This is a genomic window from Streptomyces sp. NPDC048415, from assembly GCF_040651675.1.
Taxonomy (GTDB): Bacteria; Actinomycetota; Actinomycetes; order Streptomycetales; family Streptomycetaceae; genus Streptomyces.
The window spans coordinates 71,684-98,186 of sequence record NZ_JBEZKJ010000018.1 but is presented as its reverse complement, the minus strand read 5'-3'; the positions used below and the strand labels follow the sequence as shown (position 1 = coordinate 98,186).

Annotated in this window: 27 protein-coding genes, 8 pseudogenes and 1 riboswitch; of the genes and pseudogenes, 22 read left to right on the top strand and 13 right to left on the bottom strand. The window is 70.0% G+C overall.

The genetic code is table 11. The features are described from left to right. Positions 1-125: 125 nt before the first annotated feature. The 7 genes and pseudogenes from AB0D27_RS15325 to AB0D27_RS15295 form a co-directional block, all read left to right on the top strand. Positions 126-248 (top strand): annotated as a pseudogene (locus tag AB0D27_RS15325) (winged helix-turn-helix domain-containing protein); the annotation flags it as partial. Then, positions 245-448 (top strand): annotated as a pseudogene (locus AB0D27_RS15320) (sensor histidine kinase); the annotation flags it as partial. The pseudogenes AB0D27_RS15325 and AB0D27_RS15320, both read left to right, overlap by 4 nt. A gap of 56 nt (positions 449-504) precedes the next feature. Continuing rightward, positions 505-666 (top strand): hypothetical protein, encoded by a 162-nt coding sequence (locus tag AB0D27_RS15315; RefSeq protein WP_362507682.1) that lies wholly within the window; start codon positions 505-507, stop codon positions 664-666. A 172-nt stretch (positions 667-838) separates the two neighbouring features. Beyond that, a complete protein-coding gene (locus AB0D27_RS15310) occupies positions 839-1,768 on the top strand; it encodes an ATP-binding cassette domain-containing protein (RefSeq protein ID WP_362507609.1) in 930 nt (309 codons plus the stop codon). Further along, entirely contained in the window at positions 1,765-2,613 is an 849-nt protein-coding gene (locus AB0D27_RS15305) for an ABC transporter permease (RefSeq protein WP_362507606.1), read from the top strand. Before AB0D27_RS15310 ends, AB0D27_RS15305 begins: the two co-directional genes overlap by 4 nt. A gap of 145 nt (positions 2,614-2,758) precedes the next feature. Next, complete coding sequence (locus tag AB0D27_RS15300) at positions 2,759-4,087, top strand: sensor histidine kinase (protein ID WP_362507603.1); 1,329 nt, start codon at positions 2,759-2,761, stop codon at positions 4,085-4,087. Continuing rightward, positions 4,084-4,761 carry a response regulator transcription factor gene (locus AB0D27_RS15295; protein WP_362507600.1) on the top strand — a complete coding sequence of 226 codons (678 nt, stop codon included), beginning with the start codon at positions 4,084-4,086 and terminating at the stop codon, positions 4,759-4,761. Before AB0D27_RS15300 ends, AB0D27_RS15295 begins: the two co-directional genes overlap by 4 nt. A gap of 1,678 nt (positions 4,762-6,439) precedes the next feature. Here the strand turns inward: AB0D27_RS15295 and AB0D27_RS15290 are convergent. Then, the gene (locus AB0D27_RS15290; RefSeq protein ID WP_362507597.1) at positions 6,440-7,360 is read right to left on the bottom strand and encodes an XRE family transcriptional regulator; all 921 of its coding nucleotides are present in this window, start codon (positions 7,358-7,360) and stop codon (positions 6,440-6,442) included. A 315-nt stretch (positions 7,361-7,675) separates the two neighbouring features. Here AB0D27_RS15290 and AB0D27_RS15285 point away from each other — a divergent pair, with 315 nt between their 5' ends. Both AB0D27_RS15285 and AB0D27_RS15280 read left to right on the top strand, forming a co-directional pair. Next, positions 7,676-8,041, top strand: coding sequence for a hypothetical protein (locus AB0D27_RS15285; RefSeq protein ID WP_362507594.1), 366 nt, complete (start codon positions 7,676-7,678; stop codon positions 8,039-8,041). Between the two features lie 280 nt (positions 8,042-8,321). Continuing rightward, positions 8,322-8,624 carry a hypothetical protein gene (locus tag AB0D27_RS15280; RefSeq protein WP_362507591.1) on the top strand — a complete coding sequence of 101 codons (303 nt, stop codon included), beginning with the start codon at positions 8,322-8,324 and terminating at the stop codon, positions 8,622-8,624. A gap of 259 nt (positions 8,625-8,883) precedes the next feature. On the opposite strand, the gene AB0D27_RS15275 is transcribed toward AB0D27_RS15280, so the two are convergent. Together AB0D27_RS15275 and AB0D27_RS15270 are read right to left on the bottom strand one after the other, a co-directional pair. Further along, positions 8,884-9,717: a PIG-L family deacetylase gene (locus AB0D27_RS15275; RefSeq protein WP_362507588.1), complete on the bottom strand. Its 834-nt coding sequence runs from the start codon at positions 9,715-9,717 to the stop codon at positions 8,884-8,886. Between the two features lie 349 nt (positions 9,718-10,066). After that, positions 10,067-10,236, bottom strand: a pseudogene (locus AB0D27_RS15270) (SMI1/KNR4 family protein); the annotation flags it as partial. Here AB0D27_RS15270 and AB0D27_RS15265 point away from each other — a divergent pair. The 3 genes from AB0D27_RS15265 to AB0D27_RS15255 all read left to right on the top strand — a co-directional run bounded on the left by AB0D27_RS15265 (position 10,168) and on the right by AB0D27_RS15255 (position 13,481). Next, positions 10,168-10,371: a hypothetical protein gene (locus AB0D27_RS15265; RefSeq protein ID WP_362507685.1), complete on the top strand. Its 204-nt coding sequence runs from the start codon at positions 10,168-10,170 to the stop codon at positions 10,369-10,371. The pseudogene AB0D27_RS15270 and the gene AB0D27_RS15265 sit on opposite strands and share 69 nt — an antisense overlap. A gap of 708 nt (positions 10,372-11,079) precedes the next feature. Further along, the gene (locus AB0D27_RS15260) at positions 11,080-12,234 is read left to right on the top strand and encodes a PLP-dependent cysteine synthase family protein (protein ID WP_362507585.1); all 1,155 of its coding nucleotides are present in this window, start codon (positions 11,080-11,082) and stop codon (positions 12,232-12,234) included. Continuing rightward, entirely contained in the window at positions 12,231-13,481 is a 1,251-nt protein-coding gene (locus tag AB0D27_RS15255; RefSeq protein WP_362507582.1) for an MFS transporter, read from the top strand. The genes AB0D27_RS15260 and AB0D27_RS15255 overlap by 4 nt, the downstream gene beginning before the upstream one ends. Positions 13,482-13,749: 268 nt before the next feature. Here AB0D27_RS15255 and AB0D27_RS15250 read toward each other — a convergent pair. The 5 genes and pseudogenes from AB0D27_RS15250 to AB0D27_RS15230 form a co-directional block, all read right to left on the bottom strand. Further along, a pseudogene (locus tag AB0D27_RS15250) lies at positions 13,750-13,911 on the bottom strand (multicopper oxidase domain-containing protein); the annotation flags it as partial. A gap of 8 nt (positions 13,912-13,919) precedes the next feature. After that, positions 13,920-14,273, bottom strand: coding sequence for a MerR family DNA-binding protein (locus tag AB0D27_RS15245; RefSeq protein WP_362507679.1), 354 nt, complete (start codon positions 14,271-14,273; stop codon positions 13,920-13,922). 107 nt (positions 14,274-14,380) lie between these two features. Further along, positions 14,381-14,572: pseudogene (locus tag AB0D27_RS15240) on the bottom strand (hypothetical protein); the annotation flags it as partial. 82 nt (positions 14,573-14,654) lie between these two features. Beyond that, positions 14,655-15,419: a CbtA family protein gene (locus AB0D27_RS15235; protein WP_362507580.1), complete on the bottom strand. Its 765-nt coding sequence runs from the start codon at positions 15,417-15,419 to the stop codon at positions 14,655-14,657. Between the two features lie 17 nt (positions 15,420-15,436). Next, positions 15,437-15,658: a CbtB-domain containing protein gene (locus AB0D27_RS15230; protein WP_362507577.1), complete on the bottom strand. Its 222-nt coding sequence runs from the start codon at positions 15,656-15,658 to the stop codon at positions 15,437-15,439. A 36-nt stretch (positions 15,659-15,694) separates the two neighbouring features. After that, positions 15,695-15,838, bottom strand: a riboswitch (cobalamin riboswitch). Between the two features lie 120 nt (positions 15,839-15,958). Here AB0D27_RS15230 and AB0D27_RS15225 point away from each other — a divergent pair. Then, positions 15,959-16,549 carry a histidine phosphatase family protein gene (locus AB0D27_RS15225; protein ID WP_362507574.1) on the top strand — a complete coding sequence of 197 codons (591 nt, stop codon included), beginning with the start codon at positions 15,959-15,961 and terminating at the stop codon, positions 16,547-16,549. Between the two features lie 264 nt (positions 16,550-16,813). Next, complete coding sequence (locus tag AB0D27_RS15220) at positions 16,814-16,942, top strand: hypothetical protein (protein WP_362507572.1); 129 nt, start codon at positions 16,814-16,816, stop codon at positions 16,940-16,942. Between the two features lie 129 nt (positions 16,943-17,071). On the opposite strand, the gene AB0D27_RS15215 is transcribed toward AB0D27_RS15220, so the two are convergent. Continuing rightward, positions 17,072-17,614 carry an ankyrin repeat domain-containing protein gene (locus AB0D27_RS15215; RefSeq protein ID WP_362507676.1) on the bottom strand — a complete coding sequence of 181 codons (543 nt, stop codon included), beginning with the start codon at positions 17,612-17,614 and terminating at the stop codon, positions 17,072-17,074. 206 nt (positions 17,615-17,820) lie between these two features. Between AB0D27_RS15215 and AB0D27_RS15210 the strand changes: the two genes are divergently transcribed. The 4 genes and pseudogenes from AB0D27_RS15210 to AB0D27_RS15195 all read left to right on the top strand — a co-directional run. Then, a complete protein-coding gene (locus tag AB0D27_RS15210) occupies positions 17,821-17,946 on the top strand; it encodes a hypothetical protein (RefSeq protein ID WP_362507569.1) in 126 nt (41 codons plus the stop codon). Between the two features lie 46 nt (positions 17,947-17,992). Continuing rightward, positions 17,993-18,892: a Clp protease N-terminal domain-containing protein gene (locus tag AB0D27_RS15205; protein ID WP_362507566.1), complete on the top strand. Its 900-nt coding sequence runs from the start codon at positions 17,993-17,995 to the stop codon at positions 18,890-18,892. 129 nt (positions 18,893-19,021) lie between these two features. Continuing rightward, entirely contained in the window at positions 19,022-20,539 is a 1,518-nt protein-coding gene (locus tag AB0D27_RS15200) for an FAD-dependent monooxygenase (RefSeq protein ID WP_362507563.1), read from the top strand. A gap of 43 nt (positions 20,540-20,582) precedes the next feature. Continuing rightward, positions 20,583-20,950, top strand: a pseudogene (locus AB0D27_RS15195) (arsenite S-adenosylmethyltransferase); the annotation flags it as partial. Positions 20,951-21,113: 163 nt separating this feature from the next. Here AB0D27_RS15195 and AB0D27_RS15190 read toward each other — a convergent pair. Both AB0D27_RS15190 and AB0D27_RS15185 read right to left on the bottom strand, forming a co-directional pair. Further along, positions 21,114-21,530 (bottom strand): arsenate reductase ArsC, encoded by a 417-nt coding sequence (locus AB0D27_RS15190; RefSeq protein WP_362507560.1) that lies wholly within the window; start codon positions 21,528-21,530, stop codon positions 21,114-21,116. 58 nt (positions 21,531-21,588) lie between these two features. Continuing rightward, entirely contained in the window at positions 21,589-21,720 is a 132-nt protein-coding gene (locus tag AB0D27_RS15185; protein ID WP_362507557.1) for a hypothetical protein, read from the bottom strand. Between the two features lie 82 nt (positions 21,721-21,802). Here AB0D27_RS15185 and AB0D27_RS15180 point away from each other — a divergent pair, with 82 nt between their 5' ends. From AB0D27_RS15180 to AB0D27_RS15170, 3 genes and pseudogenes are all read left to right on the top strand, one after another. After that, a complete protein-coding gene (locus AB0D27_RS15180) occupies positions 21,803-22,117 on the top strand; it encodes a metalloregulator ArsR/SmtB family transcription factor (RefSeq protein ID WP_362507554.1) in 315 nt (104 codons plus the stop codon). A gap of 37 nt (positions 22,118-22,154) precedes the next feature. After that, on the top strand, positions 22,155-22,934 hold the full coding sequence (locus AB0D27_RS15175; protein WP_362507551.1) for an MIP/aquaporin family protein: 780 nt from the start codon (positions 22,155-22,157) through the stop codon (positions 22,932-22,934). Next, positions 22,931-23,511 (top strand): annotated as a pseudogene (locus AB0D27_RS15170) (FAD-dependent oxidoreductase); the annotation flags it as partial. The gene AB0D27_RS15175 and the pseudogene AB0D27_RS15170, both read left to right, overlap by 4 nt. 64 nt (positions 23,512-23,575) lie before the next feature. Here AB0D27_RS15170 and AB0D27_RS15165 read toward each other — a convergent pair. Both AB0D27_RS15165 and AB0D27_RS15160 read right to left on the bottom strand, forming a co-directional pair. Next, on the bottom strand, positions 23,576-23,935 hold the full coding sequence (locus tag AB0D27_RS15165) for a metalloregulator ArsR/SmtB family transcription factor (RefSeq protein ID WP_362507674.1): 360 nt from the start codon (positions 23,933-23,935) through the stop codon (positions 23,576-23,578). Positions 23,936-24,475: 540 nt separating this feature from the next. Next, positions 24,476-24,784: pseudogene (locus tag AB0D27_RS15160) on the bottom strand (FAD-dependent oxidoreductase); the annotation flags it as partial. Positions 24,785-25,125: 341 nt separating this feature from the next. Here AB0D27_RS15160 and AB0D27_RS15155 point away from each other — a divergent pair. Continuing rightward, entirely contained in the window at positions 25,126-26,499 is a 1,374-nt protein-coding gene (locus AB0D27_RS15155; protein ID WP_362507548.1) for an NAD(P)-binding domain-containing protein, read from the top strand. Positions 26,500-26,503: the final 4 nt, after the last annotated feature.

Sequence of the window (26,503 nt, the reverse complement as noted above, 5' to 3'; positions counted from 1 at the left end):
AGCCCTCGTACTTCGTAGCTCATACCTCGTACGAAAGGCGGAACCACGACCACGCCCATGGCAGCGAGCACGCGAACGACCGGCATCGGCGTCCGGGGGGCGCCGGACACATCGGCGCCGAGATATCCGGAGTCGACCTCGGCAAGGACCTCGTGAGCCGCCTGCGCCGCAAACTCGACGACAGTGGCGAACCGCTCATTCAGACGGTGCGGGGCGTCGGATACGTGGTGCGGCAGGTCGCCGAGTGATCAGCCGGCTCCGGAACGCCTACCGCCGGACGCGCCTGGGCACCCGGCTGGCCGTCGGGATGGGTGCGCTGTCCCTCGTCGTCTTCGCGATCGTCGGCACGGCGCTGACGACGTACATGCGGGACTATCTGGAACGCCAGCTGGGCGAGCAGATGAAACTCGTCCAGGTCACCCAGTCCAAGGACGCCGCGGCCCACGGCTCGACCGCTTCTACCGCGTCGACAAGGCCCGCAGCCGCGACCGCGGCGGCAGTGGCCTGGGCCTCGCGGTCGCGCGCTCCCTGGTCCTGGCCCACGGCGGCACCGTCGACCTGACCAGCAGCCCCGGCTCGACGGCCTTCACCCTCAGGCTCCCCCTGGCCGCAGGCGCCGACCCCCTCCCCGCGGGGGCACGTCGTCATGTCTCCACGCAGGGATGACCCCGAACGGGGTACGAGACCGGCGGCGCAGGCGAGGCCTCAGTCGTACCGGGGTACTACACGGCTCGCCGCGATGACCCCTCGGGTACCACGGTTTCCGGGCGGCGGGCTCCTAGCGTGGTGGGTGAGCAAGGGCAGTCGGGGTTCCTGCCCCCGAACGTGAGGGAGAACGATGATCGAGGCGCATCAGCTGACGAAGCGGTACGGGGAGAAGACGGCGGTCGACCAGCTGGACTTCGTCGTCAAGCCCGGGACCGTCACCGGCTTCCTGGGCCCGAACGGCGCCGGCAAGTCCACCACCATGCGCATGATCGTGGGACTGGACGCGCCGACCGGCGGCAGCGTGACCGTCAACGGCAAGCACTACGCCCAGCACACCGCGCCGCTGCAGGAGGTCGGCGCGCTGCTGGAGGCCAAGTCGATCCACCCGGGACGCTCCGCGTTCGACCACCTGATGGCGCAGGCCCACACCCACGGCATCCCGCGCCGCAGGGTGGACGAGGTCATCGAGCTGACCGGGCTGCAGTCCGTGGCCAAGAAGCGCGCGGGCGCCTTCTCCCTCGGGATGGGCCAGCGGCTGGGTATTGCCGCGGCCCTCCTTGGCGACCCGGCCACCATCATGCTCGACGAGCCGGTCAACGGGCTGGACCCCGAAGGTGTGCTGTGGATCCGCAATCTGCTGACCGGGCTCGCGGCGGACGGTCGTACCGTCTTCGTCTCCTCCCACCTGATGAGCGAGATGGCGCTGGTCGCCGAGCACCTGATCATCGTGGGACGCGGACGTCTGCTGGCCGACACCACCGTCCAGGAGCTGGTCCGGCAGGCCGGCGGTGACACCGTGACCGTGGGGACCGACCAGCCGGCCCGCTTGCGCGAGGTCCTGGCCGGCGCCGGCGTCGAGATCATCGGCGAGGTCGGCTCCGAGGAGCTGCACGTGACCGGCCTGTCCGCGCGCGCCATCGGCCGCAAGGCCGCCGACCACGGCATTCCCCTGTTCGAGCTCAGCTCCAGAAGCGTCTCCCTGGAGCAGGCCTTCATGGACCTGACCCGTGACGCCGTCGAATACCACGCCGTCGTCGAGACCCCTGGGAGGGCGGCATGAGCACCCTGACCGTGAACGACAGCTCCGCGCCCGCGCCCGTACAGACGCCCCGTCCGCACTACAAGGTCACCGGACGTCGGGTCCTGCGCTCCGAGTGGGCCAAGCTGTGGTCGCTCCGCTCCACCTGGATCACTCTCGGCCTGGGCCTGGTCTTCCTGGTCGCGTTCGGCGTGATCGCCGCGGCTCATTTCAAGTCCGAGCTCAACTCCGGTCGCCCCCTGCGCCCGGACGACGTCGGGGCCACCGCGCTCAGTCTCTCCCTGTTCGGTACGAACTTCGCGCAACTGGCCCTTGGTGTGCTGGGTGTGCTGGTCACCGCCGGTGAGTACTCCACCGGCATGATCCGCTCCACGCTGGCCGCGGTTCCGCGCCGCCTGCCGGTGCTGTGGTCCAAGTCGGCGGTGTTCGGCCTGGTCGCCCTCGCCGTGGCCACCATCGGCGTCTTCATCGCGTTCCCGATCGCGGGCGGCATCCTCTCCGGGACGCGGGCGGCCCTCACCCTCTCGGACGCCGGTGTCGTACGCAGCCTGCTCGGCGCCGGTCTCTACCTCGGGCTGGTCGGTGTGATCGGCACCGCTCTGGGCGCCCTGCTCCGTTCGGTCGCCGGCGGTATCGCGGTCCTGGTCGGCGCGCTGATGCTGGTTCCCGGTCTGATTTCGCTGCTGCCGACCTCGTGGCAGGACAACATCGGTCCGTACCTGCCCAGCAACGCGGGCGAGTCGATGTTCGCGCTGCACCACGACGCGACGAACTTGTCACCGACGGCGGGGCTTGTGGTCTTCCTCGCCTGGACGGTGCTCGCGCTGGCAGGCGCCGCCTATCGCCTCGTACGGACCGACGCCTGACGTCGTCCCGCTTCGCCACCGGCGCGGCACCCGACCGGGTCACCAGGTCGGATGCCGCGCCGGTCAGCCGTTGCGAGCCACGACGGACACGCGGGCGGACACACAATGGACAGGTGACCCCTATGAGCACGGACCAGGGACCCCCATGAGCATCGACGACACCGCCCGGGCGGGGGCGTCCTCAGCCCCGCCGTCCGATGAGGCGGACCTCCTGTGGAGTCACCCCGTGGCCGACTGGCTGTCCCGCTTCGGCCGGCGACTCAAGCAGGGCGACCGGAACCGCCCATGGATCCTGGACGCGGCTGTGATCGCTGCCGTGGTTTTGATGTTCTGCGTGCCGGACCTGGTGCACGGCGGTGAACGGCACCGCTTCGACGCCTCCTTCACTCGCCTGCCCTGGCCGGGGGTCCTCGCGCTGCAGGCCGGGCTGGTGCTGCCCCTGCTGTGGCGGCGCAGAAGGCCGTCACTGGCATTCGCCGTGATCGCCGCGGTGTTCTACCTCCAGTGGTTCCTGGGAGTCTGGCTGCGCGCCGACGTCGCCCTGATGATCGCCCTCTACAGCCTGGTGCTGCACGGGCCGCTTCGGCGGCTGCCCGTGGCCTGCGCGGTCACCGCCGGCGCGCTGGGTCTGGTCGCGGTGCGGCTGCCGTCCGAAGTGTCGGTCCTGGACGCGCTGTTCTTCCTGCTCAGCACCATAACGGCAGCGGTCGCGCTGGGTCTCGCCGTACGGATCAGGCGTGCCCAGCTCGCCGGTCTGCGCGATCGCGCGACCCGCCTGGAGATCGAACGCGACCAGCGCAGCAAACTCGCCGCCGCCGCCGAACGCACCCGTGTGGCCCGCGAGATGCACGACATCATCGGCCACAACCTCTCCGTCATCATCACCCTCGCCGACGGTGGCGCGTACGCGACCGACCTCGCGCCCGAACGGGGCAAGCAGGCGTTGCTCCTCATCGGTGACACCGGACGCCAGGCGCTGGGTGAACTGCGCCGCATGCTCGGTGTCCTGCGCGAACAGACCCAGGCTCCGCACACCCCGGAACTCAGCCCCCAGCCGGGCATCGCCGACATCGACGCCCTGTGCGGCAGGATTCGCGCGGCCGGTCCGCAGGTCGTCTACCGCACCGTGGGCGAGCTGGACACGCTGGACCGCGGTGTCCAGCTGACCGTCTACCGTATCGTCCAGGAAGCCCTCACCAACGCCCTCAAGCACGCGGGCCACGACACGCGTGTCGACCTGACAGTGACCGTCGACGACGCGGAGACGCACATCGACGTCCGCGACACCGGCCCGGCTCGAGCGACCGCCCGGCCCGAAGCGCCCCACGACGAAGGACACGGACTCGCCGGTATGAGAGAACGCGCAGCCCTCTACAACGGGACCGTCACCGCGGGACCCGCCCCCGGCGGGGGATGGGCGGTGCGGGCCACTCTCGACCTCACCCCGCTGACCGGCACGGGCGATGCCGCGTGACCACCGTGCTCATCGTGGACGACCAGCCACTGCAACGCCTCGGCTTCCGCATGCTGCTGGAGAGCACTCCCGACACCGCTGTCGTGGGGGAGGCGGCCCACGGCGGCGAGGCCGTCCGCAAGGCCGCCGAACTCCGCCCGGACGTGATCCTCATGGACGTACGGATGCCCGGCATGGACGGCATCGAGGCCACCCGCCGCATCGCCGCCTCCGGTGACCGCTCCCGCGTCCTCATCCTCACCACCTTCGATCTGGACGAATACGCTCACGCGGCGCTGCGCGCGGGAGCCAGCGGATTCCTCCTCAAGGACGCCCACCCGGAGGAACTCCTGGCCGGCATCCGCGCGGTCGCCGCGGGCGACGCGGTGATCGCCCCGGCTCTGACCCGCCGCCTCCTTGACGCCTACGCGCGGCACCTGCCCCAAGAGTCGTCGAGCCGAAAGGCGGCGGACGACCCCAGGGTGCGCGCCCTGACCGAACGCGAGTACGAGATCCTGGTCTCCATCGGCCAGGGGTGGAGCAACCGTGAGATCGCCGAGCGCCTGGTCGTCGCGGAATCCACCGTGAAGACGCACGTCGGCCGCGTCCTGGCGAAGCTGGGAGCCCGCGACCGCATCCAGGCCGTCATCCTCGCCTACGACCTCGGCCTCGCCCGCCCGAACGCACCCGAATAGATGGTCTGAGGAGTTCCTCGTCAAGCAGGCCGATCTGGTGCCGGCCATGTACAAGTGCGATGTCCGCAATGCGGGATCAGTCCCGTACTTCTTGACCGAAGAGGTGGGCGTCTGCTGAACTCCCGTCCACGAACGCGCGCGTGGGCCTGACCCGGCGGCGCCACATCGATCTGGCGCACGTGTCCAGCACGTCCTGTTGTCGCTGATCCGGAAAGCGGTCCCCGGCAGCGACCGGTCTGCGTCGAAGACGTACGTCCGCAAAGAGCGGTGCGAAGCCGCCCGCACATCGGTGCCTCCCCGCGGGACCGCCGTACCCACCCCCTGACCGCCGCCTTCTCCGGCTCCGCTGTCCGTCTCCTTTCTCGGAGCGGGCTGACGCGGTCGTCGTAGGCACGTCGCGTTGTCGGCCGGCTTGAGGCCGAAGAAGCGACGTTCCCTCAGCTGCGGCTGGGCATCACCTGCTGACCGGGGCGGTCGCACGTCCCTGTGGCTTCACATACGTCGTGGCTTCACATGCGTCGGGGCACTCCTCGCGCAGTTCTCGGTCGCCCCCGGTCGTCCCCGCCCCTCACCCCTTCACTCCCACTCTCAGCACGCGGCACCGCGCCCCATTCCCGGAGAGGGACCGCCTCATGTCTCCGTCCATCCGCAAGCTCACGGCCCGCATCGGTGCGGTCGTCGAGGGCGTCGACTTCACGGCGCCGCCCGTCGACACCGACACGGCCTCGAGTCGGGGGTTAACGAGGTGCCGGCCGACGAGGTCTCCCGGCGCGTCAGGCCAGAGCTGTCCGCAGACCTGGCGGCGCCGTACCCGCGGCTGGCGAATGAAGGGCACGTGTCTTTCAAGGAGGCCGCACGGCAGGCGAGCTCACCCATCGCTTCGTCGAGCGGAACAGAGTCCGGCTACACATCGCGGAGCAGGGGCGAGGCACGTTGGGGCGTGTTGCTTTGCTCCGGCCGGCGCCTTCCCCAAGGCCGCAGGCTGGGGGGAAGGCCATGCGCCGGCTGCTCACGGCCGAAGCCCTCGGCGCGGCCGAGGCGTACCGCATCGGCATCGTCCAAGAAGTGGTCCCGGAAGGTTCCCTCGTCGACTGGGCCATCGCCATCGCTCGGACCAATCGCTCAGACCATCGCCCGCCAGGCGCCCCTGGGCGTACAGGCGACCTCTTCAGTCAGGTTCTCCCCGTCTAGGGAAGCTGGCCGCGTGGCCCGCGGCGGCTACATGCGACCGTTTCGCCCTGCGGCTTCCGCCGACCCGCGCGGACCTCATCCTCGGCATGGGCGAGTCCGGCAAGTGGCGGGGCAGCGATCCCGCCTGTGCCCCTGCTCAGGCTGAGCTTGACTCTGGTGGGGATCTTGGAGTTTGCCGCTGTGCCAGCATGATCAGGGGGCATGCTCGGGGCTGTTTCGAAGACCGATGCAGTTGCCGAGGTGTCCGTTGTCGCTCCGCTCCCGGCCTATCCGGTGGTCGACGAGATCGGACCGCCCTGCGGGCAGGGAGCGGCGGAGCCAGGATTCACCGACGGTAGTGCCCGGCCTGGGGGACCTGTCTCTTGCTGGCCAAGTTCCGCCGCCTCGTACGCGACTTCGAGACCCTCCCAGCCACCCACGAAGCCATGATCTGGACCGCCGCCACCTGGCGGGGCACCGCCTGCGAAGGCTCAGGTGCAAAGGGCCGTCAGCCCACCCGGACGAGGAACCGCTGATCTGCCGCGCCGGAGCAGCGTTCCTCGATCGCCTCAGCGCCCACGGTGGTGTCGTTGTCGACGATACCGATGCACCCGCTGCTGGTGGCCGGACGCAGCCGGAATGTCCCGGCAGTGGGTTCCAGGCGGAAGAGGGTGCCCTGCGCGCAATTCAGGCGGGGTTCGAGCATGCCCTTGATCTGGTCCTCGCCCATGACCGTCAGGCATCCCTTGCCCATCTGGGGATGGTGCCACTGGATGCGGTAGAGCCCCTCACCCATCGGTTCGAGGTAGGTGCGCGGCACGGGGGCCTGGGCACAGGGGAGTTGGACGGCTACGGCGCTGTTGTAGGTGCCGTCGCGGTCGCGTCCGTCGGTCAGGCAGAGATCGGGCGTGCGGGCGGGGCGGATGGTGACCCAGCCGTCGGCGGGGGCGCGGGATGAGGGGGCGGGAGAAGCCTGTGTCCCTGGCTCGTCGGGGTCGCCAGAGAGCAGCCCCCAGGCGACCAGGGCCAGCAGCGGGACCGCGAGCATGGTCGCGCCGGCGACTGTGGTGGCCCTGGGCCGGCGGGGCCGCGCGATCGCAGCCGCTTCGGTCTGCGGTTGAGCATCGGTTTCAAAGTCGCGCGCCGGGACGGGCGCCGCAATTGTGCGTGCGGCGGCGACCCGGTCTCTGGTGGCCAGCCAGGCGTCGACCCGCTCACCGTCCCCGCAGGCGCGGACGAACGCGACCAGGACCTCGGGACGCGGCAGGCTCGTCCGGCGCAGTACGTCGGCGAGCGTGCTGCGCGCCAGGACGTCACCGCTGCGAGCGGCTCGCTCCTCCAGCTCGCGATACGTCAGCCCCGAACGCTCCTTGAGCCGCTGCATCGACGCGATGAAGCCGGCGTCGTCCCGGACTTCGTGCGGAGACACGTCTTCGTACGGTGGTAACTCCCCCAGGTTTCCCATGAGTGTCATCTTGCGGCGTCCCTGCCAAAGAGACAACGGAGCATTCCGTCATGTCCGGCTGTCCGGGCCGAGGTTCGGACAAGGCTCCGACCAGCCCGGACAGCCCGCGCCTGTCCGGGACACGCGATTTCACTGTGCTGCTGCTCCGGCGCCCGCAAGCCTGTTCCCCGTCCAAGCGCTCACACCACAGCGCACGGCTCACACAAGGGAGCATCAGTGGAGAAGACGGGTTTGGCGTCGTGGATTGGAAAAGCGGGTATCGGCGTGACCCTGGCCGCCGTGGCTACCGTGGCCTTTTCGGGCACGGCGCAGGCGGCCAGTGTCTACGGCGAGAGCACCAACGGCTGCGCGGACGCCGGGGGCACCTACAGCTACACCTGGACCGGCAATGCCCAGGGGCGTGACACCTACAACGCCTACTTCAGCATCGCTGTCCGCGACAAGTGCCCGGGCGACGGCTGGGCAGGCGGCCTCTACCTGAGCTACTGGAAGTACCAGAACGGCCAGTGGAGCTGGATCTCTCAGCAACGGGTCAAGGTCAACGGAACGTACAGCACCCCGTTGTCCAACGTGGACGGTGTACAGATCAACGTGTGCAACTACTACCCGGAGAGGGCCCCCTCCGGTTGCAGCCGCGTCCGGTGACCTCTCCTCCCACCGGGGTGTGCGAGTCGTACACCCCGGTGGCGACAGGCCCTCGCGATGCTCGAGAAGCGTTCCGGCCCGTTCGCCGCCGCCGCGTGGCCGGCCGGGCGCTAGACCCAGTCTGGCCCACGCCGCGACTACGACCTTCGTACGGCGGAGGTGTTCGGTGCCTGCTGGCACCCCGCCGGACCGCGACCACCCCGGCCAACTCAGAAGGCCAGGCGTATCAACGACCACACGCTGGACGCTCCAGGCGTGTGCACAGAAGGCGGAGTGAAATATGCGCATTCGTCACGCACTTGTCGGCGCCCTCGCCGGGACCTCTCTCGCGCTCGGTTCCATGGCTGTCCCAGCCCAAGCGGCCCCCGCGGCCAGCGGGACCGCACCCGCGTGCATCACACGCGATGTGACCTACACCGGCCAAGGTTTCTGGGTGTACCTCGAGAACACCTGTCCCCGAGCCATGTCCATTCAGGTCATCGTGAACGACGGTCCCGCCGGCCGGTGTTTCAGCCTGGGGAAGGGCTACACCGCAGCGCCGTTCTTCTACGAGGGCACATACGCGCGCACGGCCGTCTGCTGACACGCACCCGCACAATCCGGAAGATCGGCCGGCGGACCGTGCACCATCGCAGGCCGATCTCCCGTCCGCGCGCCGTATCCGCGACGCTTGGGACGAGCGCGGTGTCGGGTCGGTAGTGCGGGCACGCGTCGACGCCGTCGGCGAGAGCGTGGATGCGGGCTGCCGGAGCGGAACTCGCGTGGACAAGCCTCCGGGTGTGTGGCCCGCTCGATTGCGCCGTGCGGTCGATGCGCTTTCCCGGGCCGGTCGTACGGGCGGATCAGCGCAGTCCGGCGAAGAGATCGTTCTCGGGTACGGCCGCGCCGGTGGTGTCCTTGACGCGTACGAAGGTCTCCATGCCCATCAGCTCGCCGAACCTCTCCTTGCCCATCTTGAGGAAGAAGATGTTCTCGCCCTGGCTGGCGTGCGCGGCCAGCGCGTCGAACTTCTGACCGCTGAACGCGGTGGTGTCCACCCAGGTGGTGATCTCATCGTCGGGGAGGCCGATCTCGGCCATCGCGGCGGCCTCGGCAGGATCCGGCTCGGGCATGTCCTCATGAAACTCGCGCATGATCTCGCCGAACCGCTGCATCATCGAGCGGGGCATCGTGGTCCAGTACACCTTCGGTGTCAGCGCGGTCATCTCCAGCGCCGCCATCGTGATGCGGTGGGCCTGGATGTGGTCGGGGTGGCCGTAGAAGCCGTTCTCGTCGTAGGTGACGACCACATCAGGTCGGTAGTGCCGCATGAGTTCCGCGAGTCGGGCCGCGCCTTCCTGCACGGGGGTCTGCCAGAAGGATCCGGGGGCGTCGTTGCCCGGCCAGCCGGTCATCCCGGAGTCGGCATAGTCCAGCATCTCCAGATCGCTGACCTTCAGGACGTCACAGCTCGCCTCAAGTTCTTGACGGCGCATCAAGGCGACCGCCGCCGGATCGTGCCCGGGATCGCCCGGCTTGACACCCCCCGGTCCGTCACCGCAACCGCCGTCGGTACACGTCACGAGAACCGTGCGGATGCCTTCCGCCGCGTACCGCGCGAGGACCCCTCCGGTTCCGGTGGCCTCGTCGTCGGGGTGGGCGTGTACTGCCATGAGGGTCAAGGGCCGGTCAGTCATGAAACAGTCCTCCTGCAGAAATAGGTCTTGGTCCAAGTAGCGCGGCGGGCGTACCGCGATCCTGGGGGCCCGGATCCTGGTGGGGCGGACGACCTTGTGGTCTCCGCGTTCCCCGCCCGTACGGCGCCGGTCCCCCGGTCGATGCAACCGTGCCGGCTGGGCCGGCTGTTCCCGGCACGGCCGCCTGTCCTTCCAGACGTCGGCGTTTCCACGCGAACGAGGTACGGGCGCGCCCTGCATGTCTCAGCGCCACGTCGGATCCGACTTCCATCCGGCACTGGCGCTCCTCAACCTGTGCCTCCCCGCGCTCTGTTCACCGGAGCGTCGTCGGAGCCTAGCGAACCGGAAGGCCCGCAAGCAGCCGCAGGACGTCGGGCAAGTCTCGTGCGACGACGGCGGTCTCGCCCTCGGAGCCGAGGAAGACGATGGCTGATCGGCAAGATCCTCATCATGGCGGACGAGCCAGAACGCTGCGTAACCTCCAGCGCCGTTCTGCCCGAACACCCGGAAGTCGTCACCGGTCAGCAGGGTGCCCATGCAAGTGTGGTCGAGATGCCGCAGCCCGGCGAGGTTCAGCTCGATCGGCCGGTCGGTGGGCGATTGACCCAAGGCGTCGAGGAGCACATCCACGACCGGACCCGCCCGTTCCGGTGATCGGCCGCGGGTGGTGGTCCGGTGTTGCCGACACCGGCGGAGGGCTGGACGGCGGGAGTCCGGCGGGCACTGGCAGCTGTCTGGCCGCACGTCGAGGCCGTCATCGCGCACTCTATGCGCTCGATCGATTACCTTCTGTGCTGATGAGGGTTTGGTCAGTACGCCGCAGCCACCGCCCCGTGCCTTGGACCGGGGCGGCCCTCGCGGTGCTGCTGGCCGCGCTGGTGCACCTGCTTGGGTGTGCTCATGGCCCCGTCCCGGCGGGTGCGGGCCATGTCGGCGCCATCCACGTCGTTCCCACGGCCTCCTGCGGTCAGACGACAGCGTCAGCCGACGATTGGACCGCCGACGGACTGGATCCCGCCGACGGCGGCGGGACGCACTGCTGCAACCTGGACGAGCCGACGGTTCAACTACCGCGCGACATCACTCTCGCCGAAGCAGCCCACCACGCGCTGCCCGCCGAATACATCGGCGCACCGCCCGGTACTGCAGGGGAACGGCCGCCACGGCGCCCGGATCCCGCAGCGTCCCCCATCCACCAAGAGCGGGCCCGACTGGGCGTTTGGCGGACCTGATCGGCCTCTGAGCCGCAGCCCCGGACGGCACCACCCGCATGCCCCGGCGACGGCTCCCGATCACCTCCGTCTCTTTCCCCTACGCACGACCGGTCGCCGATCACTGCGCCGGCCGCAGGAGAAGCACGCCATGAACCACCCCACCCACACCTCCACGCCCACCTCCCCAGCCCAGTTCCTCGCCGACGCCAAGCGCCCGACGAACACCCCGGCCGGCCTGGTCGGCGACACCCCCGTCCTGTGGATCGGCGCCCCCTTCACCGCCACCGGACGCGGCTTCTGGGCCAAACTCGAAGGCCACAACCCCGGCGGCATCAAGGACCGCGCCGCCCTGCACATGGTCCGCGCCGCACGCGAGCGCGGGCAGCTGCTGCCAGGCGCCCGCATCATCGAGTCCACCTCAGGCACCCTCGGCCTCGGCCTGGCGCTCGCCGGAGCCGCCTACGGCCACCAGGTCACCGTCGTCACCGACCCCGGCATGGAACCCCTGATGACCGGCCTGCTAGCCGCGTACGGCGCCGAAGTCGACCTCGTCGACACCGCGCACGCCACCGGCGGCTGGCAGGAGGCCCGCCGCCGACGCGTCGAGGAACTCCTCGCCGTCCAGCCGGACACCTGGTGCCCCGACCAGTACAACAACCCCGACAACGTGGCCGCCTACGCCACCCTCGCCCACGAACTCGTCGCCCAGCTGGGCCGGATCGACACCCTCGTCGTTTCCGTCGGCACGGGCGGCCACTCCGCCGGCATCGCCTCCGTCCTGCGCTGTTACTTCCCCCGGCTGCGGGTCGTCGGCGTGGATACGACCGGCTCCACCATCTTCGGCCAGCCCGCGGCGAACCGTGTGATGCGCGGCCTCGGCAGCAGCCTCTACCCTCGCAATGTCGCCTACGACCTGTTCGACGAGGTCCACTGGGTCGCCGCCCCCGAAGCGGTGTGGGCGGCACGGAGTCTGGCCCGCGATCACTACGCCTCCGGTGGCTGGAGCGTCGGCGCCGTCGCCCTCGTCGCCCGCTGGCTGGCCCGCACCCTGCCCGCCGAGAACCGCATCGTCGCCGTCTTCCCCGACGGGCCGCAACGCTACGTCGGCACCGTCTTCGACGACACCTACTGCCGGGGACACGGTCTGCTCGACCACCTGCCCGCCGACGACCCGGACGAGATCGCCCACCCCGCCGACCGGATCGTGACCCGCTGGACGCGCTGCACCTGCATCACCGACCCGCTCGCCACGACCGGCCGACCTGACAGCGCCACCCACGCCCTCACAGGAGCCGCCCGATGAACACCCTGTGGCGGCAGACCCGCTCCTTCCCGCCCGCCGCACGGCTGTTGATGGCCAACCAGTTCGCCATCAACCTCGCCTTCTACATGCTCATGCCCTACCTCGCTGCCCACTTGTCCGGGGGGCTCGGCCTGGCGGCCTGGGTGGTCGGACTCGTCCTGGGCGTGCGCAACTTCTCCCAGCAGGGCATGTTCCTCATCGGCGGCACCATCGCCGACCGCTTCGGCTACAAGGCCCCGATCATGGCCGGCTGCCTGCTGCGGACCGTCGGCTTCGGTCTGCTCGGCTGGGTCGACAACCTGCCCGCCCTGATCGTCGCCTCGGCGGCCACCGGTTTCGCAGGCGCCCTGTTCAACCCGGCCGTCCGCGCCTACCTGGCCGCCGAGGCAGGCGAGCGCCGCGTGGACGCCTTCGCCACCTTCAACGTCTACTACCAGGCCGGCATGCTGCTGGGCCCGCTGGTCGGACTCGCCCTGCTGGCCGCTGACTTCCGCCTCGTCTGCACGGTCGCCGCCGCGATTTTCGCGGTCCTGACCGTGCTGCAGGGGCGTGCGCTGCCCGCCCGCCGGGGTGCGACGGCCGACTCCGGGTCCGACAACGTGCTGACCCAGTGGCGCTCCGTCGTGGCCAACCGGCCCTTCCTGCTCTTCGCCACAGCGATGATCGGCTCGTACGTGCTGACGTTCCAGGTCTACCTGGCCCTGCCCCTGGCCGCCACGGACGTTCTGGGGCCCAGGGGAACATGGGCGACGAGTGGGCTGTTCGTGGTCTCCGCCGCAGTCGCCGTGCTCGGGCAACTGCGGTTGACGGGCTGGGCGCAGCTACGCTGGAGCCCCGCCCAGGCACTGGTGCGCGGACTGGCCGCGATGGGCCTCGCCTTCCTGCCGCTCGCCCTCACCCCGCCCGACACCGCCGCCGTACTCACCGCCCTGGTAGTGGCGGTGGCGCTGCTCTCAGCCGCCGGCGCGGTCGTCTACCCGTTGGAGATGGACACCGTCGTCACGCTCTCCGGCAACCGCCTCGTCGCCACGCACTACGGCCTCTACAACACCGTCTCCGGCGTCGGAATCACCCTCGGCAACCTCGCCACCGGCGCCCTGTGGGACTTCGCCGAACAACACGACGCCCTCTGGCTGACCTGGTGGGCCCTGACCGTGACGGGGCTCGCCTGCGCGGCCTCCGTCGCCGGGCTCGCGCGCAGCGGACGGCTGGTCGCACGGGAGGAACCGCGACTCGCTCCCATCTGACGGATGGGGAGAGGAGGCCGACCGGTCTCGCCCTCCCTACTCCATGCCAGTCGTCTTCGCGGTCCTGCGGCGTAGGCAAAGAGGTGCGGCCGACGCCGTACGCCAACGGCCACACCTCTTGCCGGCGATGTGTCAGCTCTGGCCGAGCATCTTGTGTCCATCTGCTCGATCTCGGCCGTCTGGGCCGTGATCACGTTGTGCGCGAGCTTGACGGCGGGACCGTACTTGCCGTGTTGCATGAGCCCGTCCCGGCGGCACGGGCGAGGGATCAGGCCCGATAGGCCACGTTCGCCATCATCCCGGCCTCGCCGTGGTAGGCGTTGTCGCAGTGCAGCATCCACTGGCCCGGGTTGTCGGCATCGAAGAAGACGGACAGCTTCTTCTTGGGCAGCACGATCGCGGTGTCCTTGCGCGGTCCGGAGGTGCCGAGCCAGCCGCTCATGCGCGCCGGGCGCACCAGGGTCTTTGTGAGGGGCTTCCGCAGCGAGCAGCCTCGCCGAACGGAGCCCGGCGGCAGACGGGTGCGTTGTCGGCTTCGTGCGCCGCCGACTGCGCCTCCGGCCCTTTGATGTCGATGAGTTTGGTCTCTATGATCCAGCAGACGTTGGCGTGGTCGGCCGGCTCGCGCTGCCGAGCGTGTTTGATCAGTGTCTCCAAGTGCCCTTCAAGGGCGAACGGTTCGGCGATCTGGGCCCGCACTTGCTCCAGCCGGTCGTCCAGGACCTGACGCACATGGCCGCAGGGCGCCTCGACCTGGCCGTGGACGGAGAGGATCTGCCGTACCTCCTGCAGGGACAGATCGGCGGCCTGGCAGCGGCGGATGAACCGCAGCCGGTCTGCTGTCTCCAGCCGTACACGCGATGCCCTGTCGGCGTGCGTTCCGGCGGCGGAAGCAGGCCCGCTTCCTCATAGAAGCGGATGGTCTTGGTGCTGACGCCTATGAGCTTGGTCGCTTCGCCGATTAACGCTAGGTGCTCCTGGGGTCCTCCGCGCACGCCCCGCGAGCTGCGGCAGCGGATGCGCCGGCTGCCGGGCCGCTCACCCTGTCGGCCCCGCAGCGCCCGCCAGCCCCGGCGTGCTGGGGCGTTCATGGCCCTCTGAAGCAGGCGAAGCGATGGCCACGACCGGATTTCCGTTCCGGTCGTGGCCATCGTCGTTTTCGCAGTGGTGTCCTCAGTGCGGTACGGGAGTTGCCCGCCTACCCGCTTCTTGCTTCTCGGCGGTGGCCGCCCTGGGCGACAGCACCCGCTCCGAGAGCAGCCCGAAGACGAGCCCGAAGGCGGTCCACAGGGTCAGCTGAATGGCCAGTGCCGCGAGGCGGAACTGCCACAGCAGCGTGGCAGAGAAGTCCTTGGGGACCTCATTGATGGCGGGGAGGAACGCGTACGCGAGGCCGATGGTGAGGACGAAGAATGCGCCCGCCGCCAGGGTCGCGTTCCAGTTGCCCAGGCGCGGCGCGAGGCGCTTGCCCAGGATGACCGTGGCGATGGCGAGCAGCACGCTGAGCACCATCATCAGGAAGTACAGCGTGGTGCGCTTGCCGATCGTCTCAGGGTCGCCGACGGACGGTGGATTGGCCGGGTACTTCAGGAACGGCACGAGGTAGACCGCGAGCAGGCCCGCGGCTGACAGGAGCAGCGCGCTCGCGCGCGGTCCGAAGCGGCCGATCCTGCCGAGCGCGAAGCAGTACGCGAGGGCGGCGATGCCGCCGAACGCGACCCCGTAGACGAGGACACCGGTGGCCAGGCCGCCCGTGGACTGCATCGAGCGGGAGACGATCTCCATGCCGTGCTCGTGGGAGTGGGCGTCCTCGTAGGCGATCGCCGAGTCTACGCGCGGTTCGCCCAGGAAGTAGGCGACGGCGAGGGCGAGCAAGCCGGCGGCGAGGCCGGCGAGCATGCCGCGGACCAGGAGGCTTCTGACGGTTGCGGCGTTCATGGTGTCCGATTCCCGTCTCAGTGGCACGGGAAGCCGAGCAGGTGGCGGGCGTCGTGGACCCACTCGTGGACGTTCTCGCCGGACATCACGGAGGTGGCGCCCTGTTCGGCGCCGACGAAGTAGAGCAGGACCAGCATCAGGACGCCGAAGAAGACCGCCCAGGGGGCGATCGCGCCGATCGGCAGCTTGGCGGGAACGGCGGTGGGGGAAGCGGTCGGCTGAGCGACGGACTGCGCCATAAGGCAGTACCTCCTGGGGAACTCGCGTCCCATCTCGGTGGTGCACAGGACGACGGCTGCGGGTCTGACTTGCTCGACCTTCACCATCCCTGGCGGGGATGGTTCTTGCTGGGCTTACAGTGGCGCGACCGTGCCGGATTCCCACCGGACTTCCGCCGAACCGTCGTCGATATCGACGAGAAGGTACCGCGAAGCGGGGATGCAGCCAAGGGCGCACGATGTGGCGGGTCGCGCGCCGGGGAGCTCGCTACACCGTCAGTTCCTGGGCCTGGCAAGGGCGTTGATCGCGAGAGTGGGCGTATGACGAGCCGAGTGATGTTGATCTCAGCCGCGATCAGTGCGGCGCTGCGGGAGGCCCGCTTCGACGACGGATGCCCGCTCGATGCCACGGGGTCCGCGCGTGCCCGGTCGGCCGCGGGCACGCTTCCGCCGGCCGACCGGGCGCTGACATCGCCCACTGTGCGCTGCCGGGAGACCGCAGACACACTCGGCCTCGATGCCCTGCCCGTGCCCGAACTGGCCGGGCTGGCCATGGGGCGCTGGCGCGGCCGGACCCTCGCCGAGGTGGGCGCCCAGGAGCCGGATGCTGTCGCCGTCTGGCTGGCGGACCCAGCCTCCGCCCCGCACGGTGGCGAGTCGGTGAGCCGGCTCTGTGCTCGTGTCGCACTCTGGCTGGAGGTGGCTGCGCAGAGCCCTGGCCGGACGATCGTCGTCGTGGAGCCGGAGATTGTCCGGGCTGTGGTGCTACGGGCGTTGGGCGCGCCCGAGCCGGGCTTCTGGCGCATCGACGTACCGCCGCTCACCGTCACGGAGTTGAGCGGACGGTCCGGACGCTGGAACCTGCGGCTCGGGCAGCCGCTCGGCCAGGCGGATTCCGGGACCGTTCGCTGATCCGGACCATTGCACACGCCAAGGGGGCCGACGACGGCAGTGCCCACGGGTGGGCGTCTCAGATGTCCTCCCGGCTCTGGTTGTCAGCGTCATGCACCACACCAACTCGCTTGCAACGGGACTGTGGAGGCCCTGGGTTCAGCCACTCCCATACCGCAGTCCTTGATGCGCACGTCCGCCTGCGCGGCTGAGGGAACGCTTCCAGAGCCTCAACCACACGGCCGAACAGTTCATCGACGCCCATGGGTTACCTCGGACTTCGCCGTGCACTTCTTCGACCGTGGCCTCGTGGACTCCCTCGCCGAGGGATGGCGCCTCGACGAGGTGCACGCCTTTGAGGAGGGCGAACTGCCGCGCCGCCTGTGGCGGGTCACTCAGACGCTGCCTGAGTGAGCCCGGCTTCCGCGCCGGATCCAGCAGTCGATGGGGTGACCGATCTGCGTACAACTCCTGCTGCACCTGCGGCGGCGACAGTCCGACCGTGAGACGCAATGGTGCGCTGAGCGTCCTGCCGCCCGCGCGTCACGGAGAGGCGCGACCGGAGAGCTCGGCGTGGGTCTTCGCACCCTCACCGCGCAACCAGTCGACCACGTCGTCGGCGTCCTGGGCTCGGGCGATGTCGAGGGGCGTCTTGTCGTCGTAGCCGATCCAGTTGATGTCCGCGCCGTTGCCGCGCAGGTACTGGGCGCTGGGCAACTGGCCGCCGTGGCAGGCGCCCCAGAAAGCACGGGTGACCTCGTCAGGGGTGGGTGGCTCGGAGGCCGTGACGTGATCCTTGACGCAGTCGAGGAGACCGAGGGTGGCGGCATCCTGGAAGCTGATGTGGGCACCGTGCTCGATGAGCCAGCGGGCCGCGTGCCACTGCCCGAAGCCGCGGGCGTCGGCCAGCGGGGTGCCGCCGCCGATCACCGCGCCGTGTGCCTCGATGTCGGCTCCGGCCGCGATGAGTGCGTCGAGTACGGGGACGTCGTTGCTGCTGGCGGCCCAGTGCAGAGGTGTTTCGGTGTGCGGGCCGGTGAAGCGGGCGTTGGGGTCGGCGCCGGCGGTGACCAGGGCGGCGACGATCTGTGGGCCGTGCGGGAAGTGGCCGGGCCAGTCGGTGGCGATGTGCAGCAGGCTGCGGGCTCCCTTGCCGCAGTCTTCGGTGATGCGCGTGGTGGCCAGGCCGGGGTTCTCGGCGAGGAGCAGCTGCAGTCCGGGGAGGTCCCCAGGCCCCGTGCAGTCATGTCGGTGACCTGATCCAGCAGCACCTGGCCGACATCGAGTGCCGCATGGCCGAGCTGCGGACGGCCCGCACCGCTCTGCGGGGCCTGGCCGAACGTGCCACCGCCACGGACCCGAGTACCTGTGCCGAGGCGGACATCTGCAGCATCATCGGCGGTCCGACAGAGAAGTGACAATGAGGGATTGTCACTCGGTGAGTGACAATCTACGGTTGTCAGCATGAGCGAAGAACCCACCGTGGAGCAGCTCATCCAAGCGGCCCACGCCCGTGCCGGAAACGACGACGAACTCGCCCTGCTGGACGCCGTCATCGCGCTCGCCCACGACGTGTCCATCCACACGGACGCGGCCGTCGACCACGTCGTACGACAGGTACGCGACGCCGGACACTCCTGGACCGTAATCGGCGAACACCTTGGAATCTCCCGCCAGGGCGCCCGCCAGCGCTACACCAATCGCGTCGAGGAAGCCCCTCCGCCGGTCGACCTCATCCGCGGCCGCGACCTGGAAAGCAGCCTGTCCGCGGCACTCGCCGCCGCAGCCGCCGACGGCCTGGCCGAGGCGGGCACCGAACACCTCCTGCTCGGCCTGCTCACCGACGGCGTGGCCGCCGCGACCCTGGAACGGCTCGGCGCCACCCGCGACAAGATCCGCGACGCGAGCCACCGCCTCTTCGCCCCTCCGGCCGGTTCGACACCACCGCAGCACACCGTGTTCTCCGCCCAGGCTAAGGGCGCCCTCGCGGTCGCCGAGCAGTTGGCCACCGAGCGCACCCCCACCTGCGCGCCTGTCGTCGTCAATACGCCGCAGCTGCTCGCTGTCATCGCCACCAACCCGGGTTCACGCGCCCGCCGCGTCCTCAACGACATCGGCATCGACCCGGCGGACATCAAGCGCCAACTCCACTGCTACATCAACATCCCTCGCACCCCCTTCGGCCCCCGCTCACGCCGACGCAGCCGCCGCCCCGACGAACGGTCCGCGCGCTGCTCCTTCTGCGGCCACTCGCGCACCGAGGAACGCCGACTCGTGGCTGGCCCCGACGTGTGGATCTGCGCGGACTGCGTCGCGCTGTGCGGCGAGATCCTCGCCCAACCTTCAGGTGCGCGCAGCAAGTAGGGCCTGGTGACGTACGGGCTGCGGCGCTCGACGAGGACGACGTCGCGCCGTCGGCCGTGGCGATCGCCAATGCGTTCGTGGTGGCGATGATCCTGACGGCTGAGACCTCCCGGTACTACCGTGGGAGAGATGACGGCACAGCTGGACGTGCTGGTGGCCGGTGCGGGGCCGACGGGGCTCGCTCTCGCCGCACAACTCCGCGCCTACGGAGTCGACTTCCGTATCGTCGACCGCTCCCTCGACCGGGTGCGCGAGTCGCGGGCGCTGGCCATCCAGCCGCGCACGCTGGAGGCACTGGCCGGGTTCGGAGTAACCGACGAGCTGGTCAAGCGTGGCAATCCCGCGGTGCAGCTGCGGATGCATCTGCCAGGGCGCGTCGTGCAGATGCCGCTCTTCTCCGGCGAGCTCATGGACACCCCGTACCCCTTCCTCCTGTTCCTCTCGCAGGCCGAGACCGAGAGCGTCCTCTCGGAGCGGCTCGGCGTGGGCGGTGTGACGGTGGAGCGCGGCACGGAGCTGGTGCGGCTGGAGGCGCAGGGCGCGTACGTCAGCTGCCGACTGCGGCGGCAGCGCGGCACGGAAGAGACCGTGAGTGCCCGGTACGTCGTCGGCTGCGACGGCGCCCACAGCACCGTACGAAGCGAGGCGGGTATCGGCTTCCAGGGCTACGCCTATCCGCAGACCTTCCTCCTCGCCGACCTGGAGGTCGACGGGCTGGAACCGGGCACCGCGCACACCTTCATGACCGCCGCCGGGATGCTGTTCTTCTTCCCGCTCGGCGCGCCTGCCACCTGGCGGATGCTCGCGATGCGGCCACGAGGCGCGCCGGACGCCGAGGTGACCTTGGGGCTGATGCAGGAGATCGTTGACCGGTACACCGGCGAGGGCCTGCGCCTGCGGGACCCGGTCTGGATGACCGACTTCCGGCTCCACAACCGTGGCGCCGCCCACTACCGGGCCGGACCCTTCTTCCTGGCCGGGGACGCGGCCCACATCCACAGCCCAGCCGGTGCGCAGGGCATGAACACCGGTATCCAGGACGCACTCAACCTCGGCTGGAAGCTCGCCCTCGTCTGCCGGGGCACCGCGCCCGAGGAACTTCTGGAGACGTACGAGACCGAGCGCGTCCCCGTTGGCCGTAGCGTCCTGCGCTTCACCGACCGCGCCTTCACCATCGCCACCAGCCGCAACCCGGCCATCCGCCTGGCCCGCACTCAACTCGCGCCGCGGATCGCCCCGTTGGCTCTGCGTGCGACTGGCCTGCGCAGGCGCGTTTTCCGTATGGTCTCCGAGCTCGACATTCACTACCGCAGTAGCTCCGTCAGTGTGGGTTCGCGCGCGCTCGGGAGCGGGCCTCGGGCGGGTGACCGGCTGCCCGATCTGCCGCGCGGGCTTCAAGCGCGGACTGCTGGGGTGGGCTATCACCTGCTGCTGACCGGGCCGCCCCACCTCTGGCCGGACCAGCGGCTCGCGCCGGCCATAGGCGGCAGGGGTGATCTCATCAGCATCCACCGGCTCGGCGCGGAGAGCCCTTGGCCAGGCGTGACACAGGGCCTCGTACGTCCTGACGGCTACCTCGGCTACGTCGCGCGCGGTGCTCAGTTGGAGGGTCTGGGCGCTTACCTCGACCGCTGGCTACCCAGCTGATTCGACACGTCTCTATGTTGACGTCCTTCGAATCAGCGTGGGCATGACCGAGCAGACACCTGGGGACGTGCGTGAGGCTGTGCGTGCCGGCTATGCCGCTGCCGCCGTGAAGGTGGCCCGTGGTGGCGAAGCAGCCTGTTGTTCCGCCCAGGGCGATGCCGCTTGCTGTGGCGACGGCGCTGTCGAGGCCGACGGGAGCTTCGGCTCCGGGCTCTACGCGGCGAGCGAGCACGAGTCGGTGCCCGCCGAGGCGGTCGCGGCCTCGCTCGGCTGCGGCAACCCCTGGCGGTCGCCGAACTCCGCGAGGGCGAGCGGGTGTGGGACCTGGGCTCCGCCGGCGGTATCGACCTCCTGCTGCCCGCGCGCCGGGTCGGGCCGGGCGGGAAGGCGTACGGCCTGGACATGACCGAGGTCACTGCGACGCACCAGGTCGCCGACGGGATGCACTCGGCGATCGTGCGCGCCGTGAAGCCGGTGACCGTGGGGTTGTCGCCGGCCGTCGGCGCGGGTGCCGCGGGCGGTCGCTCTTCCTGCTGCTGACCGGTCGTGCGGGCTCGCCCGGTCGGTCAGGGGGTCACGCCTGCTTGGTGTCGATCTCCGCGATCAGGGACTCGATGCGGGTCTTGATCTCGTCGCGGATAGGGCGGACAGACTCGACGCCCTTGCCCGCCGGGTCCTCCAGCGCCCAGTCGAGGTACTTCTTGCCCGGGAAGATCGGGCAGGCGTCGCCGCAGCCCATGGTGATGACGTAGTCGGACGCCTGGACGGCCTCGGTGGTGAGGATCTTCGGCTTGGCGTCGGCGATGTCGACGCCGACTTCCTTCATGGCCTCGACGGCGGCCGGGTTGACCTGGTCGCCCGGGATGGAGCCGGCGGAGCGGACCTCGATCCGGTCGCCCGCGAGGTGGTTGAGGAATCCTGCGGCCATCTGTGAACGCCCGGCGTTGTGGACGCAGACGAACAGCACGGAGGCGAGCGGGCTGGAGGACATCGGTTCTTCCTTCACGGTGTGGATCGGGTGGTGCGACCGGTGGTGCGGGACAGGGGGTTCAGTGGCTCTGCAGAGAGTCGAGCAGTTCGGTGATGTGGGCGTCGATCTCGTCGCGGATGCTGCGGACGACGGCGATCGGGGAGCCGTCGGGGTCGGCGACGGGCCAGTCCGGGTAGCGGCGGCCGGGCACCACCGGGCAGGCTGATGGGGTGCGGGCTCCAGGGTTCAGGCCAGGCTGGTATCAGCTGGGAGTGATGTGAGAGTATCAGCCCATGATGACGTCAGTCGACACTGATCTGATCCGGGTTCTGGCCGACCCGCTCAGGCTTCGGATCGTCACCCTTCTCGCCCGGGAGACGCTCTGCAGCACGCACCTGATCGAGGAGACGGGTGCCAAGCAGACCAACCTCTCCAACCATCTGAAGGTGCTGCGGGAGGCGGGCGTGGTCGAGACGGAGCCGTGCGGCCGGTTCACCTACTACCGGCTCAAGCCCGACGTCATCGCCTCCCTCGCCGGCCAGTTCGCCGATCTCGCGGAGACCGCGCGCGCCACCGCCGAGAACAACGTCAAGCGGTCCTGCCCCTGATCCCCGTCGCCGAGGCGACAGCACCGAGGAGTTTTTGTTGACCGCCACCCACGAGTCCGTCACGGGGTCCGCCATAGCCGCCGAGCCGCAGCCTGCGCCGGGTGCCACCCCGCCCCGTACCCCGCTGGTCGCCAAGGCCGCCGCCGAACTGGTCGGCACGGCGGCCCTGGTGGCGGTTGTGGTCGGCTCCGGCATCCAGGCGACTGAACTGACCCACGACGTCGGCCTCCAGCTGCTCGCCAACTCCCTGGCCACCGTCTTCGGACTCGGCGTCCTGATCACCTTGCTCGGCCCCGTCTCCGGCGCGCACTTCAACCCCGCCGTCACGCTGGCCGAATGGTGGACAGCCCGGCGGGGCGGCGCCGGAGTCACTCTTCGGGAAGCGGCCGTGTACGTCCCCGCGCAGATCGTCGGCGCGATCGCGGGCGCCGTCCTCGCGGACGCGATGTTCGGCGAGCCGCTGGTCAAGTGGTCCACGCACGACCGCTCCGCCGGGCACCTGTTGCTGGGCGAGGTCGTGGCCACCGCCGGACTGATCCTGCTGATCTTCGGCCTTGCTCGCACCGACCGCCTGCGCTTCGCGCCCGTGGCCGTCGCCTCATACATCGGCGCCGCGTACTGGTTTACCTCGTCCACGTCCTTCGCCAATCCGGCGGTGACGATCGGCCGCGCCTTCACCGACACCTTCGCGGGCATCGCGCCGGGCTCGGTCGCGGGCTTCATCGGCATGCAGTTCGTTGGTGCCGTGGTGGGGCTGGCGCTGGTGTCGCTCATCTTCATGCCCGGGCGGGGCGCCGCCGAGCAGCCCGCCGCATGACACCAGCGACGCAGGTCGTGGTGATCGGCGGCGGTCAGGCCGGACTCGCCGCCGGGTACCACCTCCGCCGCCGGGGCATCGAGTTCGTCATCATCGACGCCCAAGCGGTGCCGGGTGGCGCCTGGCAGAACGCCTGGGACTCGCTCCACCGGTTCTCCCCGGCCGCGTTCTCCTCGCTGCCGGGCCGGCTCATACCGGCACAGGCGGGCGAGGAGTATCCGGACGCGGCGCGCGTGGTGTCTATCTGCCGGACTACGAGCAGCGCTACGACCTGCCCCTCCAGCGGCCGGTGCGCGTCACGGGCGTACACCGGGATGGTGAACTCCTGCGCGTGGAAACTGACTCCGGGTCCTGGCACGCGCGGGCGGTCATCAGCGCGACCGGCACCTGGTGGCGGCCCTTCCTGCCCACGGTACCCGGCCGCGGGGACTTCGGCGGCGCGCAGCTGCACACCGTCGGATATCGCACGCCCGAGGAGTTCGCGGGCCGCCGCGTGATCGTGGTCGGCGGCGGCGACTCCGGCGCGCAGATCGCCGCCGATCTCGCCTACGACACCGATCTGACCTGGGTCACTCGGTCATGAGGTAATCGTGCCGCGCCCCACTGACACTCCTGGCACATGCGGGAAAATCGGGGAGCGCTCAGCCGAACGTCTTCAACATCTGTCCCATCGCCGCCAACACGCTCGGCTCGACCCGGTAGTAGACCCAGGTGCCGCGCCGCTCGGAACTGAGCAGCCCGGCCTCCTTGAGCTTCTTGAGGTGGTGCGAGACGGTCGGCTGGGAGACGCCGACGTCGGAGATGTCGCACACGCATGCCTCGCCGCCCTCGTGCGAGGCGACCAGCGAGAAGAGCCTCAGGCGCACCGGGTCGCCCAGCGCCTTGAACATCGCTGCGGTCCGCTCGGCTTCGTCGGCCGTCAGCGGGCGCTCGGTCAGCGGCGGGCAGCACGGCGCCACGGCTTCGGGTTCGAGCAGTGGCAGCACCTTCGTATTCGACATACGTCTATGTTGACACATGTCGAACCAAGCGCCCAGGGACCGCCAATCGCCGACCCATATGCGCGACCGGCGCGCGACGCGGCGGCCGTCCCGGCCCACACCGCATAGCGAGGCCGCGGACAGGCTGCGCTGCCACTCCACTCCGACGTAGGCGAGGCCAGGGTGCGCGGGCGAGATCCCATCGCGGTGATGCGGCCGGCCACGGTCATCGATCGCGCCAAGCGGTGCGAGGTAACCGAGATCGGACCGGTAGCCGGTGCCCAGCACGTTCGTGTCGACGTCCTCGATCGCGCCGTCCTGGGACCCAGCTACGCCGGTAAACATCGGGCGGCGATCGGGCGCACCGGCGGCCAGCGCAGCTTTGTAGCGGCCGTCGTCGATGACGGCCATGGTGGCCGGAACGCGCTGGAAACGACCAAGCGGGGCCACGTCCAGCCCAGCGACCGTCAGCCAGAAGTGCAGGTCCTTGCCGCTCACCGGGCGCTGTTTTAACCACTTCACCGGAGCCCGGCTGGCGAGGGTGACCCGGGCATGGGCGGCGAGTTCGGCCGCGACCTGCACGGCCGAGTTCCCGGCGCCGACCACCACGACGCGCTGCCCGGCGAAGGGCTCGGGCGCCTGGTAGTCCGTGACATGGAGGGTTCTGGTGAAGGAATCCAGGCCGGGCAGAGCGGGACGGTGGGGATTGCTGTAGCCCCCGGTGGCGGCAACCACGGCACGCGCCGCCTGCTCCGTGCCATCCTCCGTCGTCAGCAGGAACCCGTCCGCGCGGGTGCGGACGTCGCGCACGCGATGGCCGGTGCGGATCTCCGCGTCCAGCCGGTCGGCGTACCGCAGCGGGTAAGCCACCACCTCGTCCCGATGCGGGTATCGCTCCGGATCGCCCCCGAACGGCAGACCGGGCAGGAAGCTGTACCTCGCCGGAGAGAATGGGGGTGAGCCTGTCGTAGTAGTGCGGCCAGGAGCCGGCGGCCTGTGTAGAAGCCTCCGGGGCCACTGGCTCCAGACCCTGTATCCGCAGAGAACGCGCGGCGGCCAGGCCGGACTGACCGCCGCCGATCATCGCAATGTCGAGCTGCTCTATCACTCATCCCATCTACTTTGACAACTGCCTATATTGACTCTCATCAAATCAGGTGCCATGCTGGCCGCGCAAGAGATCGACGAATGTCGAAGCAAAGGGGAACCCTGTGGCTGTGCTTGTTAACGACGTGCCCACTAACGACCAGCTGCCCGTCGTGGTCATCGGAGCCGGTCCGATCGGCCTGGCCGCCGCCGCCCATCTCGTCGAGCGCGGCATCGAACCCCTGGTGCTGGAAGCCGGACCGTCGGCGGGCACCGCCGTGCGTGACTGGTCGCATGTGCGGTTGTTCTCCACGTGGGCCGAGGTCGTCGCCCCCGCGGCCGAGAAGCTGCTGGCTCCCACCGGCTGGGTCCGCCCCGACGGCGCGACCTACCCGACCGGCGGCGACTGGGCCGAGCAGTACCTCCAGCCGCTCGCCGACGCACTCGGCAACAAGGTCCGCTACGGCGCCCGCGTCACCGGCGTCTCCCGCCTCGGCCGCGACAGGATCGTGGACGCAGAACGCGAGCAGCAGCCCTTCACCCTCCACGTCCTGGATGCGGACGGAACCGAGGGCCGGATCACCGCCCGCGCCGTCATCGACGCCTCCGGCACCTGGTCCGTACCCAGCCCGATCAGCGCGGACGGCCTGCCCGCCCGCGGCGAGAAGACGGCGGCCCCGCACATCTCCTACCGCGTCCCGGACCTCAAGGACCCGGCCGTACGCGCCCGTTATGCAGGCAAGCGCACCGCCGTGGTCGGTTCCGGAGCCTCTGCCTTCACGGCCCTCGCCTCGCTGGCCGACCTCGCGAAGGAGGCTCCTGGCACTCACGCGGTGTGGATCCTGCGGCGCGGCATCAGCGGCTCCACCTTCGGCGGCGGTGACGCCGATCAGCTTCCGGCCCGAGGCGCGCTGGGCCTCGCTGCCAAGGCCGCCGTGGACGGCGGTCACGCCGACGCGGTCACCGGATTCCGCACGGCTGCCGTAGACCGTAGCGGCGACCAGCTGGTGCTCGCGGCCGATGACGGCCGCCGCCTCGACCCGGTCGACGAGGTCATCGTCCTGACCGGCTTCCGCCCGGACCTGTCCTTCCTCTCCGAGCTCCGTCTCGGCCTGGACGAGCGTTTGCAGGCGCCGGTGGAGCTGGCCCCGCTGATCGACCCCAACGTGCACTCCTGCGGCACCGTCTACCCCCACGGCGTCAATGAGCTCTCCCACCCGGAGAAGGACGTCTACCTGGTCGGCATGAAGTCCTACGGCCGCGCTCCGACGTTCCTGGCGATGACCGGCTACGAGCAGGTCCGTTCCATCGCCGCCGCCCTCGCCGGTGACCAGGAGGCTGCCGGGCGCGTGGAGTTGACCCTGCCGGAGACCGGAGTCTGCGGCGGAGCGGGCCTGTTCGACGAGCCCGCATCCGCACAGAGCGGCGGCGGATGCTGCGCGGCCCCCGCCACCCTTCAGATCGGCATCGGCGCCCCAGCTTCGTCCGGCGGCTGCTGATCGC